We start from the raw sequence: 14,339 nt of genomic DNA on the forward strand, positions 1-14,339 counted from the left end.
TCGGACGGAGCGGCCGCCTCTTTGGGCCCGCCGATGGATAGCGCATTGGTTGCTGCCAGTGATGCTACCGTCCGGAAGCTCTCACGCCGTGGTGTCCTGCGTCACAGACACCAACCGGCCCGGTGCGGAAGGGGGATTGTTCTTCACGCACCGGGCCGGTGGTCGGCACCTCCGCCGGGCAGTGGCGGGGCGGTGCCTCGGGGTCGCGGACCTCCCGACAAGGTCGCTTCCCTGGTACCCGAGTGGCGAGGGAGGGCAACTCGGGTAGATCTTCGGGTCAGGCGTCGCGCTTGTTCACCACGTAGAGCGCGGCGCCGAAGATCACGGCGACGAAGGCCGCGAAGTAGAACAGGGCGGGCCACGGGCCCCAGTGCCAGGGCAGATCGGGGTTCTCCAAGCCGAGGAACCGGTTGGCGTTCTGGAAGGGCAGGAACACCTGGATCTCCCGGCCCCACCGGCCGAACGCGCCGATGATCGGCTCGATCAGCACCGGCCACACGATCAGCAGCGACAGCGCGCCCGCCGACTGGCGTACCAGCGCACCCACCGCGACGGCCAGGAACACCGCCAGCGCGATGAAGATCGGCACGCCGTAGAACACCGTGAGGTCACCGTCGGTGAGGCTGAGCCTGCCGCCCACCTCCGCGTCGGTCACCGCCCGCAGGATGAGGAAGCTCAGGAAGGTCAGGATCGCCGAGAGCACCGCGGCGCCCACCGCGATCATGCCCGCCTTGGTGACCAGCACCGACGCGCGGTGCGGGACGGCGAGGAAGGTGGCGCGGATGGTGCCGAAGCGGTACTCGCTCGTCACCGCCAGCGCGGCCAGGATCATGATCAGGATGTAGCCGAAGCCGGGCATGCCCGCCGCGCCGGTGATGCCGAGGCCCGCCAGCGCGTTCTCCGCGTACGGCGCCTCCGGGAAATCCTGCGGATTCTCCTTGTAGGCGTTCATCGACACGTTGAGCAGCAGGGCGAACAACGCGGTGATGCCGAGGGAGAACACGATGGCCAGCGCCGTGCCCCACCACGGCGACCTGGTCGAGGTCAGTTTGATACGTTCCGCCGCCAAGACGCCCATCAGAGCGCACCTCCCATCGCCACGGCCGCCGCCGGGTCGTCCATGCCTTCACCGTGGTACTGCACCGCGCCGCCGGTCATCCGCATGAACGCCTCCTCCAGCGAGGCGCGCTGCGGGGAGAGCTCGAACAGGGTGATGTCGTTGGCCGCGGCCAGTTTGCCGACGGCGTCGCTGGGGACGTTGGCCACCAGCAGCGCGGGGCCCTCGGCGCCCGCGCCGTCCTCGCGCACGGTCATGCCGTTGGAGGTGAGCAAGCTGCGCAGCTGGTCCAGTTGCGGGCTGCGCACCCGCACCGACTGTTCGGAGGCCTTCTCGATGAACTCGGTGGTGGTGGAGTCGGAGATCAGCTGACCGCGCCCGATCACCACCAGGTGTTCGGCGGTCTGCGCCATCTCCGAGAGCAGGTGGCTCGACACCAGCACCGTGCGGCCCTCGGCCGCCAGACGCTGCATGAACCGGCGGATCCACAGGATGCCCTCGGGGTCGAGGCCGTTGACCGGCTCGTCGAAGAGCAGCACCTTCGGATCGCCGAGCAGCGCGCCGGCCAGGCCGAGGCGCTGGGACATGCCGAGCGAGAACCCGCCCGCGTTGCGTCCCGCCACCTCGGACAGGCCCACCAGCCGCAGCACCTCGTCCACGCGGGACTTGGGGATGCCGTTGGAGGCGGCCATCCACTGCAGGTGGGCGCGCGCCGAGCGGTTGGGATGCACCCACTTGGCGTCCAGCAGCGAGCCGACCGTCCGCAGCGGATGGTCCAGCTCGTGATACTGCTTGCCCTCGATCAAGGCGGTGCCCGCGGTGGGCTTGTCCAGCCCGAGGATCATCCGCATCGTCGTCGACTTACCCGCGCCGTTCGGTCCCAGGAAGCCCGTCACCTGTCCGGGGCGAACGGTGAAGGTCAGATCCTGAACCGCGGCGGTCCGGCCATAATGCTTGGTCAGGCCCCTCAGTTCGATCATGGCGTCCAGCATTCCGCAAATTCCCGGCGTTCGCGTCACTACTAGGTGTCGTTTTCGGTCATCCTCGAGGATGACTTCCCCCGCCGGGGTCCTCCGGAAGTACCCCTCGGGGTCACCTGGCGGGCGAGGAGGCCTGCGCCCAGAAACGCTTGGGGATGCGGCCCGCGCGCCGCGCCAGCAGGCCGGCGCGCACGGCGTCGGCCATGGCGGCCGCCATCAGGGCGGGCTCCTTGGCCCGGGTGACGGCGGTGGCCAGCAGCACGGCCGCGCATCCGAGTTCCATGGCCAGGGCCGCGTCGCTGGCGGTGCCGATGCCCGCGTCCAGGATCACCGGCACCCGCGCGCCCGACACGATCATCTCGATATTGTGCGGATTGCCGATGCCCAAGCCGGTGCCGATGGGCGCGCCCAGCGGCATGACGGCCGCGCATCCGGCCTCCTCTAGCCGGCGCGCCAGGATCGGATCGTCGTTGGTGTACGGCAGCACCACGAAGCCCTCGTCGACCAATTGTTCGGCGGCGCTGAGCAATTCGACCGGATCGGGCAGCAGGGTGCGCTCGTCGGCGACGACCTCGAGCTTCACCCAGTTGGTGTCGAGGGCCTCGGCCGCCAGCTGCGCGGTGAGCACCGCCTCGGCGGCCGTGCGACAGCCCGCGGTGTTGGGCAGCGGCGTGATGTCGAGCCGTTTGAGCAGGTCCAGCACGCCCGTGCCGCCCGCGGCGTCGATGCGGCGCATGGCGACGGTGGTGAGTTCGGTGCCCGAGGCGACCAGCGCCTCCTCCAGCACCGACAGGCTCTCCGCGCCGCCGGTGCCCATGATGAGCCGGGAGCCGAATTCCCGGTCGGCGATGCGCAGCGGCTCGAGTTCGGTGGCCGTCATCCGCCCTGCACCGCGGTGAGCACCTCGATGGTCCAGCCACGCCCGACCGGCTCGTCCCAACGCGACTTCGGGAACACCGCGCCGTCCACGGCCAGCGCGACGCCCTGGCAGGGCAGCTCGAGGCGGGCCAGCAGTTCTCGCACGGTGAGCGGTTCGGCGAACTCGTGGTCGGCGCCGTTGACGGTGACGCCGATGGGGATGGATGTCGCGGTCATCGAACTCCTCCTGCGATGGATGGGGACGACGCGGCCGGCGTCGCCGATAAGCGTTGCGGGAGCGCGTCGCGCGCCTCGGGCAGCGTTTCGCCGTCCAGCAGCGCCAGCACCGCGTCGGCGGTGAGCGGCGTGGTGAGCATGCCGTTGCGGCCGTGGCCGGTGGCGGCGATCACGCGCTCGGAGAGCGGGCCGATCAGCGGCAGGTTGTCGGGGCTGCCCGGCCTGGAACCCGCCGCGGCCTCCGCCAATTCGTACTCGCCGATGCCGGGCAGCACGGCCTCGGCGTCGGCGATCAGGTCGCGCACGCCGGCCACGGTGACGGCGGTGTCGAAGCCCGCTTCGTATTGCGTTGCGCCGACGACGATTCCGTCGCCGCGCGGCACCAGGTACACCGGCCTGCCATGCACCCTGGCGCGGATCACCCGGCGCGGCGCCGGCGCCGCGCCCGGCCGGTGCCGCAGGCGCAGGATCTCGCCCTTGACCGGACGCACCGGCAGGTCCGGCCACAGCCGCGCCGAGGCGGCGCCCGCCGCGAGCACCACCCGGTCGTGGGGCAGATCCGCGAGCGCGGTGACCCGCTCGGCGCGGATCTCGACGCCGGCGGCCGCGCAGGCCGCTTTCAGCGCCTCCAGTAACCGGCGGTTATCGACGGCCGGTTCGGCGGGGGCGAGCAGCCCGGCGCGGACGGTGCGGGCCAAGGCGGGTTCGAGCGCGCGAACGCCCGCGCGGTCCAGCAACCGCATGTCGTGACCGCGTTCGCCCACCCACTCGGCGACGGTGCGCAGATCGGCGGCGTCGGCACCGTCCAGCGCGACGGTGAGGGTCTCGTCGGCGACGACGACCTCGAGGCCCGTCACCTCGGCCAGACGCGCGGCGAACCCGGGCCAGCGCGCCAGCGACGCGGCGCCGAAGGCGAGGACGCGGTCCTCCCCCGGCCAGCCCTCCGAGAGGGGGGCGAGCATACCGCCGGCAACCCAGGAGGCGCCGGAGCCGGTGGCCGGGTCGAACAGCGTCACCCGCCGGCCCGCCTCGGCCGCCCGCCACGCCACCGCCATACCGATGGCGCCGCCACCGACGACGGCGACAGTGCGCATGTCAACCAACCTCCTGTTTCGCTCCCCACGGTAGCGCGGCTACCGTCGAAGGCGTGCAACCCTCCCACCACAACCGGCCGCTGCCACCGCGGGATCGCCTGGCCACCGCGCGGCTGTACCTGTGCACCGACGCCAGGCGTGACAAAGGCGATCTGGCCAAGTTCGCCGAGGCGGCGTTCGCGGGCGGGGTGGACATCATCCAGCTGCGGGACAAGGGCTCGCCGGGCGAGGCCAAGTTCGGCCCGCTGGAGGCCAAGGCCGAGCTGGGCGCGCTGGCCGAACTGAAGGCGGCCGCGCGCAGGCACGGCGGGCTGGTCGCGGTGAACGACCGCGCCGATATCGCGCTCGCCGCCGGCGCCGACGTGCTGCACCTGGGCCAGGGTGACCTGCCGCCCTGGTACGCGCGCCGCATCCTCGGCCCCGACGTGGTGATCGGCCGCTCCACCCACAGCCGCGCGCAAGCCGGCCTCGCCGCCATCGACGAGCACATCGACTACTTCTGCACCGGCCCCGTCTGGTCCACCCCCACCAAACCCGGCCGTCAGGCCGCCGGCCTGGACCTGGTGCGCTCCACCGCCGACTCCCACCCAACCCGCCCCTGGTTCGCCATCGGCGGCATCGATCACGAACGCGTCCGGGACGTGCTGGCCGCGGGGGCGGAACGGATCGTCGTGGTGCGCGCGATCACCGAAGCGCGCGACCCGGAAGCCGCGGCCCGGGAGTTGAAGACGGCCCTGCTTGCCAAGGGGTGAGACGCTCCGGCGGCTGCCTTCGATCCGGATGTGACGGCGCGGCGCATCGAGTCGCACGTCTCCCGGCCGACACGAACGGGGGTGACGCGGTATCCGGAGCCGCCGCCCACGGTGACGCGCGGGCGGTCGAGTGAGTGCTGACGGTGCGGGCGGGCACGCCGGATCGCCGCCGATACCGGTGTGCCCACCCCGTTTTCGTGCGGTCCATGCGCGACCGGACGACGAACGCGACCCGACTCACGAGTCCGCCGAGTCCGGCCAACGCGATCGCGGCTGGGTGTGCGCCAACTCGTGGCCGTATTCGCGGGCGGAGACGCAGCGGTCGGGATACCCGGCGGCGCGGGGCGTGCCGGACATCCCGGTGCGGGATCGCGACGCTACTGCGACAACGAAGCCAGGACCTGTCGCATCGTGAGCGAGAGCACCGGCTCGAATTCCTTACCGGCCGAGGGTGTTTCCACCGACACACCCTCCTCGTCGGTGATTCTGGCGTACCCACCCGGCCCGTCCCGCACCGTGTGGAGCCAGACGAAGCCCTGGTCGGCGAGGTCGAGGGTGCGCGGGAGGGCGGCGGCGACGGTGTGGGCGTCGGTGAGGCCCGCGAGGCAGGCGCGGGCGGGGGCGGCGCGCAGGGCGGGCCAGGCCTCGGCGAAGGCGGGGTGCAGGGGGCGGGTGGCGACCTCGTCCTCGGGGACCCAGGCCAGTTCGGTGCTCTCCCGGTTGCGGCTGGTGGGCAGGGTGGCGACGGCGTCGGCCACGACGGTCGTGTAGGTCCAGCCGCCGGTGACCCCGGCCGTCACGCGCTCGCCGCGCACCCGGACGTCGGTGGGCTGGATGCCCGCTTCCTCCCAGGCCTCCCGGACGGCGGCGTGCAGTGCGGTCTCGTGACTGTCGCGCGCGCCGCCGGGCAGCGCCCAGGTGCCGCCCTGATGACTCCACGGGGCCCGGTGCTGGAGCAGCACCGCCGAACCACCACCGGCCAGTGGCGCACGCAGCAACAATCCGGCAGCGCCGAAGCGGCCCCAGTGCTTGGTCCCGCCCGGACCGAGCGACCAACCGTCGCCGTCACCACGCATCGCCCACCGTCCTCACTCGCACCGCCCACCCCGGCAGGTCCCCGCGCGGGGTTCCGGGGCGGGCAGATCTCACATCCGCCGGTCCGCGGGGGGTGTTTCACACGCCGCTAGCCCGGTAGGACCACAATAAACTCCGACGCAGGCGCACAGGTGGGGCGCGGACCCGGAGGTGGACATTGGCTCGGACCGAGCAGTTGGCGACCGCTCGGCCACCGTCGGCCGTCGCCGACCAGGTGCGCAAGCATCTCGGCGGCCCCGCCACGGCCGCCGTGCGCGCCCAGCTCGACCCGGCCGATCTGCGGTCCTTCGCCGGTTCCTCCCCCGGCCGCTTGATTGCCATGAGTTTGCTCTTACTGCTGCTCTGCCTGACGGCGGGCGCGGTCACCTCCTCGACGGTGAACCATCGCCAGGACGCGCTGCACACCCTGCTGGCCGACACCGAACCCGACGCGCACTCCGCGCACCGCCTCTACACCTCGCTGTCGATCGCCGACGCCGCCGCCAGCACCGCCTTCATCGCGGGCGGGGTGGAACCGCAGGAGGTGCGCGACCGCTACACCCAGGCGATCGGCGAGGCGTCTGCCGAACTCGTCGCGCAGACCGCGCACACGGCCGGCTACGACGAGAGCGGCCCCGACGCCCAGCTGCGCACCGGCATCGCGACCGGCCTGCCCGTATACACCGGCCTGGTCGAGACGGCGCGCACGAACAACCGGATCGGCTACCCGGTCGGCGCTGCGTACCTGAGCGAGGCGTCGCACCAGATGCAGACGACGCTGCTGCCGATGGCCGAGGAACTGCACGACCACCGCGCCGAGGCCGTGCACGCCGCCCAGCGCGCGCACGTGCGCCCGCCGTGGACCGCCATCGCGCTGCTGATCGCGGCGCTCGCCGCGCTGGTGTGGGTGCAGACCCAGCTGGCCAAACGGTGGCGGCGTACCTTCAACGCCGGATTGTTGCTGGCCTCCGGCGCGGTGCTGATCCTGTTGGCGTGGACGGTGATCGCCGGGTCGGTGTCGGCGGCGGCGATGATCAGCGGCCGCGACGAGGGCGCCGTGCCCGTCTCCCGTCTCACCGAGAGCCGCATCCTGACCCAGCAGGCGCGCGCCGCCGAGACGCTGAAACTGGTGCGCCGCGACGCCACCGGCGACTACGACCGCGTCTACGACACCAGCGTCACCCGGCTCGCCGAACTCCTCGACGGCCATCCCGCCGGCGCGCCCGCCGCCGAGGATCTGGCCAATGCCCGTGGGGCGCTGGACCGGTGGCGCGAATCGCACGCCCGCATGAACGAGGCGCTGGCGCGCGGCGATTTCACGGGCGCGGCGGCGGTGGCGACCGGACCGGGCGCGGCCCAGTCCACCGCGCACGTGCACGCGCTCGACCTGTCGCTGGACAACGGCATCGAGGAGACGCGAAACGCGTTGCGCGGCGACATCTCCCGGGCCGTGCAGGTGCTGGACTTCCTCTCGCCGGGCGCGTTCGTCCTCGGTGTGCTCGCGGCCGCCGCCGTGGTGCTCGGCCTGTGGCCGCGACTGCGGGAGTACCGATGAGCGCCGCGCGCGGCCTGCTGGCCGCCGCCTCCGCCCTCGCGCTGCTGCTCACCGGGTGCGCCGACACCCGCGACACCGCCCACACCGAGAAGATCGCCACCTACACCGACCCGCCGCTGCCGGCGCAGGCGACACAGCTGCCCAGCGACGCGCCCCCGCCGCCGGAGACCGGCGAGGACTGCGGCGACCCGGCCGCGAGCCTGCGCCCGACCGGTGGTCGCGGCGCGCGCGGCCCCAGCCTGGACGCCATCCGCGCCAGGGGCCGGCTGCTGGTGGGCCTGGACGCGGGCAGCAATCTGTTCAGCTTCCGCGACCCGATCAGCGGCGCCATCGTGGGTTTCGACGCCGATATCGCCCGCGAGGTCGCGCGGGATCTGCTGGGCAGCCCGGATCTGGTGGAGTTCCGCAGCCTCGGTTCGGCCGACCGCGAGCAGGCTTTGCAGGACCGCACCGTCGACATCGTCGCCAAGACCATGACGATCACCTGCGAGCGGCGCACCAAGGTCGCCTTCTCGACGGTGTACCTGCGCGCGGGCCAGCGCGTGCTGACCATGAAGAACTCCGGGATCGACGGCATCGCCGATCTGGCGGGCAAGCGGGTGTGCGTGGTCAGCGGCACCACCTCGCTGGACCGCATCCGCCGCGAACAGCCCGCCGCGACCGTGCTGACCGTGCCCACCTGGGCGGACTGCCTGGTGGTGCTGCAACAGCGCCAGGTGGACGCGGTGAGCACCGACGACTCCATCCTGGCCGGGCTGGCCGCGCAGGACCCCTACACCGAGGTGGTCGGCGAGGCTATCAGCGTCGAGCCGTACGGCATCGGCATCACCAAGGGCAACGACGATCTGGTGCGTTTCGTCAACGCCACGCTGGACCGGCTGCGCCGCGACGGCACCTGGACGACGATCTACAACCGGTGGCTCACCTCACTCGGCCCGAACCCCGGCCCGCCCGCACCCACGTACGAGGACTGACGGCCGATGACCATGCGATACCAGCCCTTTCCGCGACCGGAGGACCGGGACGCGCGCGGATCGGAGCCGCCGGAAGAAGCGCCGGCGACGGTGCGGTGGTCCGAGCCCGTCGGCGACCCGCATGCGACGCAGTTGAATCCGGCGTCGGCGCGAACCGGTGACGACGATCCGCACACCGAACCGATCCCGTCGACCGGCGCCGAGGAGCAACCCGGCACGGCCGCCGCGGATTTCGGCCCCGGCACCCAGCGCTCCGAACCGGATTCCGGTGCCGCGATGCGCACTTCGGGCCGCAGCGTGCGCACGGCCCGTTCCCGGCCGTCGGTGCGCAGGCTCGGCGGCGGACTGGTGCCGATCCCCACCGTGCCGCCCGCCGACCCGCGCGCGGCGGTGCTCACCGACCCGGTGGTGTCGGAGGGCAAGCGATTCTGCTGGCGCTGCGGCAATCCCGTGGGCCGCGCCACCGCCGTGCGCCCGGCGACAACGGTTGGCGTGTGCGAAACCTGCGAAGCCCCTTACGATTTCCGCCCGTCACTGCATCCGGGCGAAATGGTCTCGGGTCAGTACGAGATCCAAGGGTGCCTGGCACACGGCGGTCTGGGCTGGATCTACCTGGCGATCGACCGGAACGTGAGCGACCGGTGGGTGGTACTCAAGGGCCTGCTGCACGCGGGCGACGCCGAGGCACAGGCCGTCGCGGTGGCCGAACGCCAATTCCTCGCCGAGGTGGCGCATCCCAGCATCGTGAAGATCCACAACTTCGTGGAACACCCCGGCACCGACGGCGAACCGGTCGGCTACATCGTGATGGAGTACGTGGGCGGGCGTTCGCTGCGCGCGCTGCTCGACGCCCACCCGCGCCCGGAGCGGATGCCGGTGGCCGAGGCCATCGCCTACGTGCTCGAGATCCTGCCCGCGCTGGACTACCTGCACTCCATCGGGCTCACCTACAACGACCTCAAACCCGATAACGTGATGATCACCGAGGACCAGGTCAAACTCATCGACCTGGGCGCGGTGGCCACCATCGAGGCGTACGGAAACCTGTACGGCACCAGGGGTTTCCAGGCACCCGAGATCGCGAAGACCGGGCCGACGGTCGCCTCCGACATCTACACCGTCGGCCGCACGCTCGCGGTGCTCACGCTGGACCTGCCGATGGAGCACGGCCGCTACCGCGACGGCATCCCCGACCCGGCTGACCATCCGGTGCTCGCGCGCTACGAGTTCTTCCACCGGCTGCTGCTCAGCGCCACCGATCCCGACCCGGCCCGCCGCTTCCCCTCGGCCCGCGCCATGGCCGCGCAACTCTCCGGCGTGCTGCGCGAAATCCTCGCACTGGACACCGGTTCCGAACATCCCCAGCTGTCCACGGTGTTCAGTCCCCAGCGCGCCAGCTTCGGCACCGAGGAACTGATCAGCCAGACCGACGCCTACGCCGACGGCGTCGGGCGCAGCCCGCTGCTCAATGCCGCCGATATCGCCGCGGCACTGCCGATTCCATTGATCGACCCGTCCGATCCGGCCGCTCCGCTGCTGGCCGCCGTAGTGCACCCCGAACCCGAACAGGCGCTCGAAGCGCTGCGCGAAGCGCGCGACCGCGCCGAGACCGATTCCGAGAACACCCCGGAGACAGCGGAACTGGAGTTCACGCTCGCCGAGGCGCGGGTCCGGCTGGACATGGGCGAATCGGCGGCCGTGCTGTACCTGCTCTCCCGGCTGCCGCACTACGACTGGCGGGTCGACTGGTTCACCGGCCTCGCGGAGCTGCGCGAACAGAACTACGAGCGCGCCTACGACGCCTTCGACGCGGTGCTGCAGGTGCTGCCCGGTGAGATCGCCCCCAAACTCGCCCTGGCCGCCACGGCGGAACTCGTTCTGCAGCACTGGGATTCCGAGGACCGGGAGCAGTGGCGCAGCTACGCCGAGAAGTTCTACGCCACCGTCTGGCGCACCGACCGGGCCGTGGTGAGCGCCGCGTTCGGCCTCGCCCGCCAGCTCGCGGCCGACGGGCGCGTCCCCGACGCCGTCGCGGCGCTCGACGAAGTCCCGCCCACCTCACGGCATTTCACGACCGCCCGCATGACGGCGGTCCTGCTGCTGCTCACCGCCGCCCCGGTCGCCGAACTCGACGAGGCGACCCTGCACTTGGCGGCCGCCCGCGTCCAAACCCTCCCGCCCGGCGAGAACCGCGTCCTCCAGATGCGCGTGCTCGTCCTCGGCGCGGCCCTCGCCTGGCTCCAATCCGGCCACCAACCGAAACGCCCCAACGCCACCCTCTTCGGCGCCCCTTTCGCCGAACGCGACCTGCGCGACGGCACCGAAACGGGTCTGCGCGCCCTGGCCCGCGGCGCTCCGGGGCGCACCCACCGCTACGCGCTCGTGGACCTGGCGAACGCGATTCGCGCGAAGACCTGGTTCTGACCCGACGACGCGGGACCCGACCGACCCGCGTCTCACCCACTCTGAGCCACATACACCCTTGCATCTGAGCCAAAATGATGCCAGACTGGCTCACATGGATCTCAGGCCCTATCTCGACAGCATCCGGTACGAGTTGGCCATTGCCGCGCAAGCCGCCGGCGATGAAGCCCATGAACTGGCCGAACGGCTCACGTCGACCCTTCATTCGGCCACCCGGCTGGCCCTGCTCAACGCATTGTCGGACGCGGCAGACGAGATCACCCGGGACCTCGCGCCCGGGTCGGTCGAAGTGCGGTTACGCGGCGTCGATCCCACCTTCGTCGTGACACCGCCCCCCACGGAGCCGCCGGAGAGTGGCGCGGCGCCACCATTCGTGGCACCACCAGTGGCGCCAATCGATGACAGCGGTGGCACCTCCCGGATCAACGTCCGGCTCCCCGACCGACTCAAGCAGCGTGTGGAAGAGGCCGCGAGCCGGGAGGGCCTCTCGGTGAACGCCTGGCTGGTCCGCGCGGCCGCCGCCGCGCTGGAGCCGCGACCGGCCACCGCCACGGGCTGGGGCGTCCCCCCGACCTCCGGTGGCAACACCTTCAAGGGCTGGGCGCGCTGACGCGGCGCCTCGCCACCCTCTGCACCACCCACACCCCGACCGGGGTTTCTCATCACACCACCAAGGAAGGGCACCGCCATGCCTGAATTCGACACCCCCGAACCCATTTCCGTCGTCGTGGACACCTACGTGGGCGACGTCAGAATCATCGCCGGAGACCGCGACACCACCGTGGTCGACGTGCGCCCGGTCAGCAAGGACCGCTTCGATGTCGAGGCCGCCGACCAGACCCGCGTGGACTACTCCGCCGGGCTGCTGCGGGTGCTCACGCCGCGACCGCCGGTATGGAAACAGGCGATCATCTTCGGCCGCAAGCACGGTTCGGTCGAGGTCGTGATCGAGGTGCCGAGCGGTTCACAGATTCAGGCCGACACGGATATGGGCAACATCCAGACCAGGGGCACGCTCGGCGAATGCCGGCTCGAGAGCGGGTTCGGCGACATCCAAGTCGACGCCGCCGACGCGCTGGAGCTGAACTCCGGGATGGGCAGCATCGTGGTGGAGCGCGCCCGCGGCATGCTGCGCGCGCACACCAGCTCCGGCGAGGTGCGTATCCGGCACATCGACGGCTCCGCCGAGATCGACAGCGCCAACGGCGCCGCCACCATCGACGAGGTCACCGGTGAGCTGCGGGTGAAGTCTGCCAACGGTGATATCACCGTCGGCACGGCGAAATCCGGTGTCACCGCCAAGACCGCCGCCGGCGCCATTCGCATCGGAGAGGTCACCCGGGGATTGGTCACGCTGGAGTCCGCCGCCGGTCGGCTGGACGTCGGCATCCGGCAAGGCACCGCCGTGCTGCTCGATCTGCACACCAAGTTCGGCTCGGTGCGCAATGAACTCGACACCGCCGCGGGCCCGGAACCATCCGACGAGAAGGCCGAGGTGCGGGCGCGCACCTCCGCCGGCGACATCATCGTCCGCCGCTCGGCCTGACAACACCGCGGGTCGTGAGAGGGAAAAAGCAGTGTCCACCACCACAACTCACGCGCGCGAGCCGCTCTGGGACAAGATCATTCTCGACGAAGGCAGGACCGCCCGATGACAACACCACCTACTCCCGCGATCCGGGTACGGGGCCTGGAGAAATCCTACGGGGACCATCACGTGCTGCGCGGCGTGGACTTCGAGGTGGAGCGGGGCAGTGTCTTCGCTCTGCTCGGCTCCAACGGAGCGGGCAAGACCACGGTCGTGAAGATTCTGTCCACGCTGATGCGCGCCGACGCGGGCACCGCGCACGTCGGGGGCTTCGACGTCGCCGCGCAGCCCGCGCAGGCTCGCGGGGCCTTCAGCCTCACCGGGCAGTTCGCCGCGGTCGACGAGATCCTCAGCGGGCGAGAGAATCTCGTGCTGATCGCCCACTTGCGCCATCTCGACGACCCGGGCGCGATCGCCGACGACCTGCTCGAGCGGTTCTCGCTGACCGAGGCCGCCGCGCGCAAGGTCTCGACCTATTCGGGCGGTATGCGCCGCCGCCTCGACATCGCCATGAGCCTCGTCGGAAATCCGCCCGTCATCTTCCTGGACGAACCGACGACCGGCCTCGATCCGCAGGCGCGCGTCGAGGTCTGGACGACAATCACCGAGCTCACCGAGCGCGGCACCACGGTACTGCTGACCACGCAGTACCTGGAGGAGGCCGAGCAACTGGCAGACCGGATCGCGATCCTGCACGAAGGACGGATCGTGGTGAACGGCACCCTCGCCGAGCTCAAACGGCTGCTACCGCCCGCCGAGGTCGAATACGTCGAGAAGCAACCGACCCTCGAGGACATCTTCTTCGCCGTCGTCGGTGACGACAGCACCGCGGCGGCGGCGCACACGGGTAAGGAACAACGATGACCGCACACTTCGCCGGCGACACCACCTACCTGCTCGGCCGGTCGCTGCGCCACGTCACCCGCAGCATGGACACCATCATCACGACCGCGATCACGCCGATCGTCATGATGCTGCTGTTCGTCTACGTGTTCGGCGGCGCGATCGAGACGGGAACGGATTCGTACGTGCAGTATCTGCTGCCCGGAATCCTGCTCATCACGATCGCCTCGGGCATCTCCTACACCGCCTACCGGCTGTTCATGGATATGAAGAACGGCATCGTCGAGCGATTTCAGTCGATGCCGATCGCACGGTCGTCGATCCTGTGGGCACACGTGCTGACCTCGTTGGTGGCCAACCTGATCTCCCTCGTGGTGGTCATACTCGTCGCCGTGCTCCTGGGCTTTCGTTCCAGCGCGAACATCACGGCGTGGCTGGCGGTCGGCGCCATCCTGCTGCTGTTCACCCTCGCGTTGACTTGGCTGGCCGTCATCCCGGGTCTCACCGCGAGCACCCCGGACGGCGCGGGTGCGTTCTCTTATCCGCTGGTCTTCCTGCCTTTCGTCAGCTCGGCTTTCGTCCCGACCGACACGATGCCGGGACCGGTTCGCGCCTTCGCCGAACATCAACCGGCGACGTCGATCGTCGATACGATCCGAAATCTGCTCGCCGAGCAGCCCGTCGGCTCCGGGGTCTGGGTCGCTCTCGCCTGGTGCGTCGGCATCCTGGTGGTCGCGTACGCGGTCGCCATGACCACCTACCGCCGCAAGATCGCCTAGCATCCGAACGGCCGCGCACCCCGGCGCGCGGCCGTTCGGTCCTGCGTCCGCGAGCGGGGGCATGCCGCTGTCACGCCGGTTTCGCGCAGCCGCCGATATCCGCCGCCGCACTGCCATTCCACTG

Annotated in this window: 14 protein-coding genes; 8 read left to right on the forward strand and 6 right to left on the reverse strand. The window is 71.0% G+C overall.

Annotated elements, in window-relative coordinates; genetic code table 11:
• Positions 1-277 precede the first annotated feature (277 nt).
• The 5 genes from DFR74_RS23105 to thiO all read right to left on the reverse strand — a co-directional run bounded on the left by DFR74_RS23105 (position 278) and on the right by thiO (position 4,226).
• Entirely contained in the window at positions 278-1,078 is an 801-nt protein-coding gene (locus DFR74_RS23105; RefSeq protein ID WP_067511851.1) for an ABC transporter permease, read from the reverse strand.
• Complete coding sequence (locus tag DFR74_RS23110) at positions 1,078-2,037, reverse strand: ABC transporter ATP-binding protein (protein WP_067511915.1); 960 nt, start codon at positions 2,035-2,037, stop codon at positions 1,078-1,080. The genes DFR74_RS23105 and DFR74_RS23110 overlap by 1 nt, the downstream gene beginning before the upstream one ends.
• 112 nt (positions 2,038-2,149) lie before the next feature.
• Positions 2,150-2,917: a thiazole synthase gene (gene thiG / locus DFR74_RS23115; protein ID WP_067511853.1), complete on the reverse strand. Its 768-nt coding sequence runs from the start codon at positions 2,915-2,917 to the stop codon at positions 2,150-2,152.
• Positions 2,914-3,132 carry a sulfur carrier protein ThiS gene (thiS, locus tag DFR74_RS23120; protein ID WP_067511855.1) on the reverse strand — a complete coding sequence of 73 codons (219 nt, stop codon included), beginning with the start codon at positions 3,130-3,132 and terminating at the stop codon, positions 2,914-2,916. Before thiS ends, thiG begins: the two co-directional genes overlap by 4 nt.
• Positions 3,129-4,226: a glycine oxidase ThiO gene (gene thiO / locus DFR74_RS23125; RefSeq protein ID WP_067511857.1), complete on the reverse strand. Its 1,098-nt coding sequence runs from the start codon at positions 4,224-4,226 to the stop codon at positions 3,129-3,131. The genes thiS and thiO overlap by 4 nt, the downstream gene beginning before the upstream one ends.
• Before the next feature lie 53 nt (positions 4,227-4,279).
• On the opposite strand from thiO, the gene thiE reads away from it, so the two are divergent.
• Positions 4,280-4,978 (forward strand): thiamine phosphate synthase, encoded by a 699-nt coding sequence (gene thiE, locus DFR74_RS23130; RefSeq protein ID WP_067511859.1) that lies wholly within the window; start codon positions 4,280-4,282, stop codon positions 4,976-4,978.
• 377 nt (positions 4,979-5,355) lie between these two features.
• Here thiE and DFR74_RS23135 read toward each other — a convergent pair whose 3' ends face one another.
• Positions 5,356-6,054: an NUDIX hydrolase gene (locus DFR74_RS23135; protein WP_067511861.1), complete on the reverse strand. Its 699-nt coding sequence runs from the start codon at positions 6,052-6,054 to the stop codon at positions 5,356-5,358.
• 176 nt (positions 6,055-6,230) lie between these two features.
• Here DFR74_RS23135 and DFR74_RS23140 point away from each other — a divergent pair, with 176 nt between their 5' ends.
• From DFR74_RS23140 to DFR74_RS23170, 7 genes are all read left to right on the forward strand, one after another.
• A complete protein-coding gene (locus DFR74_RS23140; protein ID WP_084537972.1) occupies positions 6,231-7,607 on the forward strand; it encodes a hypothetical protein in 1,377 nt (458 codons plus the stop codon).
• Positions 7,604-8,581 carry a glutamate ABC transporter substrate-binding protein gene (locus tag DFR74_RS23145; protein ID WP_067511863.1) on the forward strand — a complete coding sequence of 326 codons (978 nt, stop codon included), beginning with the start codon at positions 7,604-7,606 and terminating at the stop codon, positions 8,579-8,581. Before DFR74_RS23140 ends, DFR74_RS23145 begins: the two co-directional genes overlap by 4 nt.
• Positions 8,582-8,587: 6 nt before the next feature.
• Complete coding sequence (locus DFR74_RS23150) at positions 8,588-11,005, forward strand: serine/threonine-protein kinase PknG (protein WP_228788975.1); 2,418 nt, start codon at positions 8,588-8,590, stop codon at positions 11,003-11,005.
• A gap of 94 nt (positions 11,006-11,099) precedes the next feature.
• Positions 11,100-11,615, forward strand: coding sequence for a toxin-antitoxin system HicB family antitoxin (locus DFR74_RS23155; RefSeq protein ID WP_067511865.1), 516 nt, complete (start codon positions 11,100-11,102; stop codon positions 11,613-11,615).
• 78 nt (positions 11,616-11,693) lie between these two features.
• Entirely contained in the window at positions 11,694-12,551 is an 858-nt protein-coding gene (locus DFR74_RS23160; RefSeq protein ID WP_067511867.1) for a DUF4097 family beta strand repeat-containing protein, read from the forward strand.
• 105 nt (positions 12,552-12,656) lie between these two features.
• Positions 12,657-13,457, forward strand: coding sequence for an ABC transporter ATP-binding protein (locus tag DFR74_RS23165; protein ID WP_067511869.1), 801 nt, complete (start codon positions 12,657-12,659; stop codon positions 13,455-13,457).
• Positions 13,454-14,215, forward strand: a complete 762-nt coding sequence (locus DFR74_RS23170; RefSeq protein ID WP_067511872.1) for an ABC transporter permease — start codon at positions 13,454-13,456, stop codon at positions 14,213-14,215. The genes DFR74_RS23165 and DFR74_RS23170 overlap by 4 nt, the downstream gene beginning before the upstream one ends.
• Positions 14,216-14,339: the final 124 nt, after the last annotated feature.

Source organism: Nocardia puris, from assembly GCF_003315035.1.
Classification (GTDB): domain Bacteria; phylum Actinomycetota; class Actinomycetes; order Mycobacteriales; family Mycobacteriaceae; genus Nocardia; species Nocardia puris.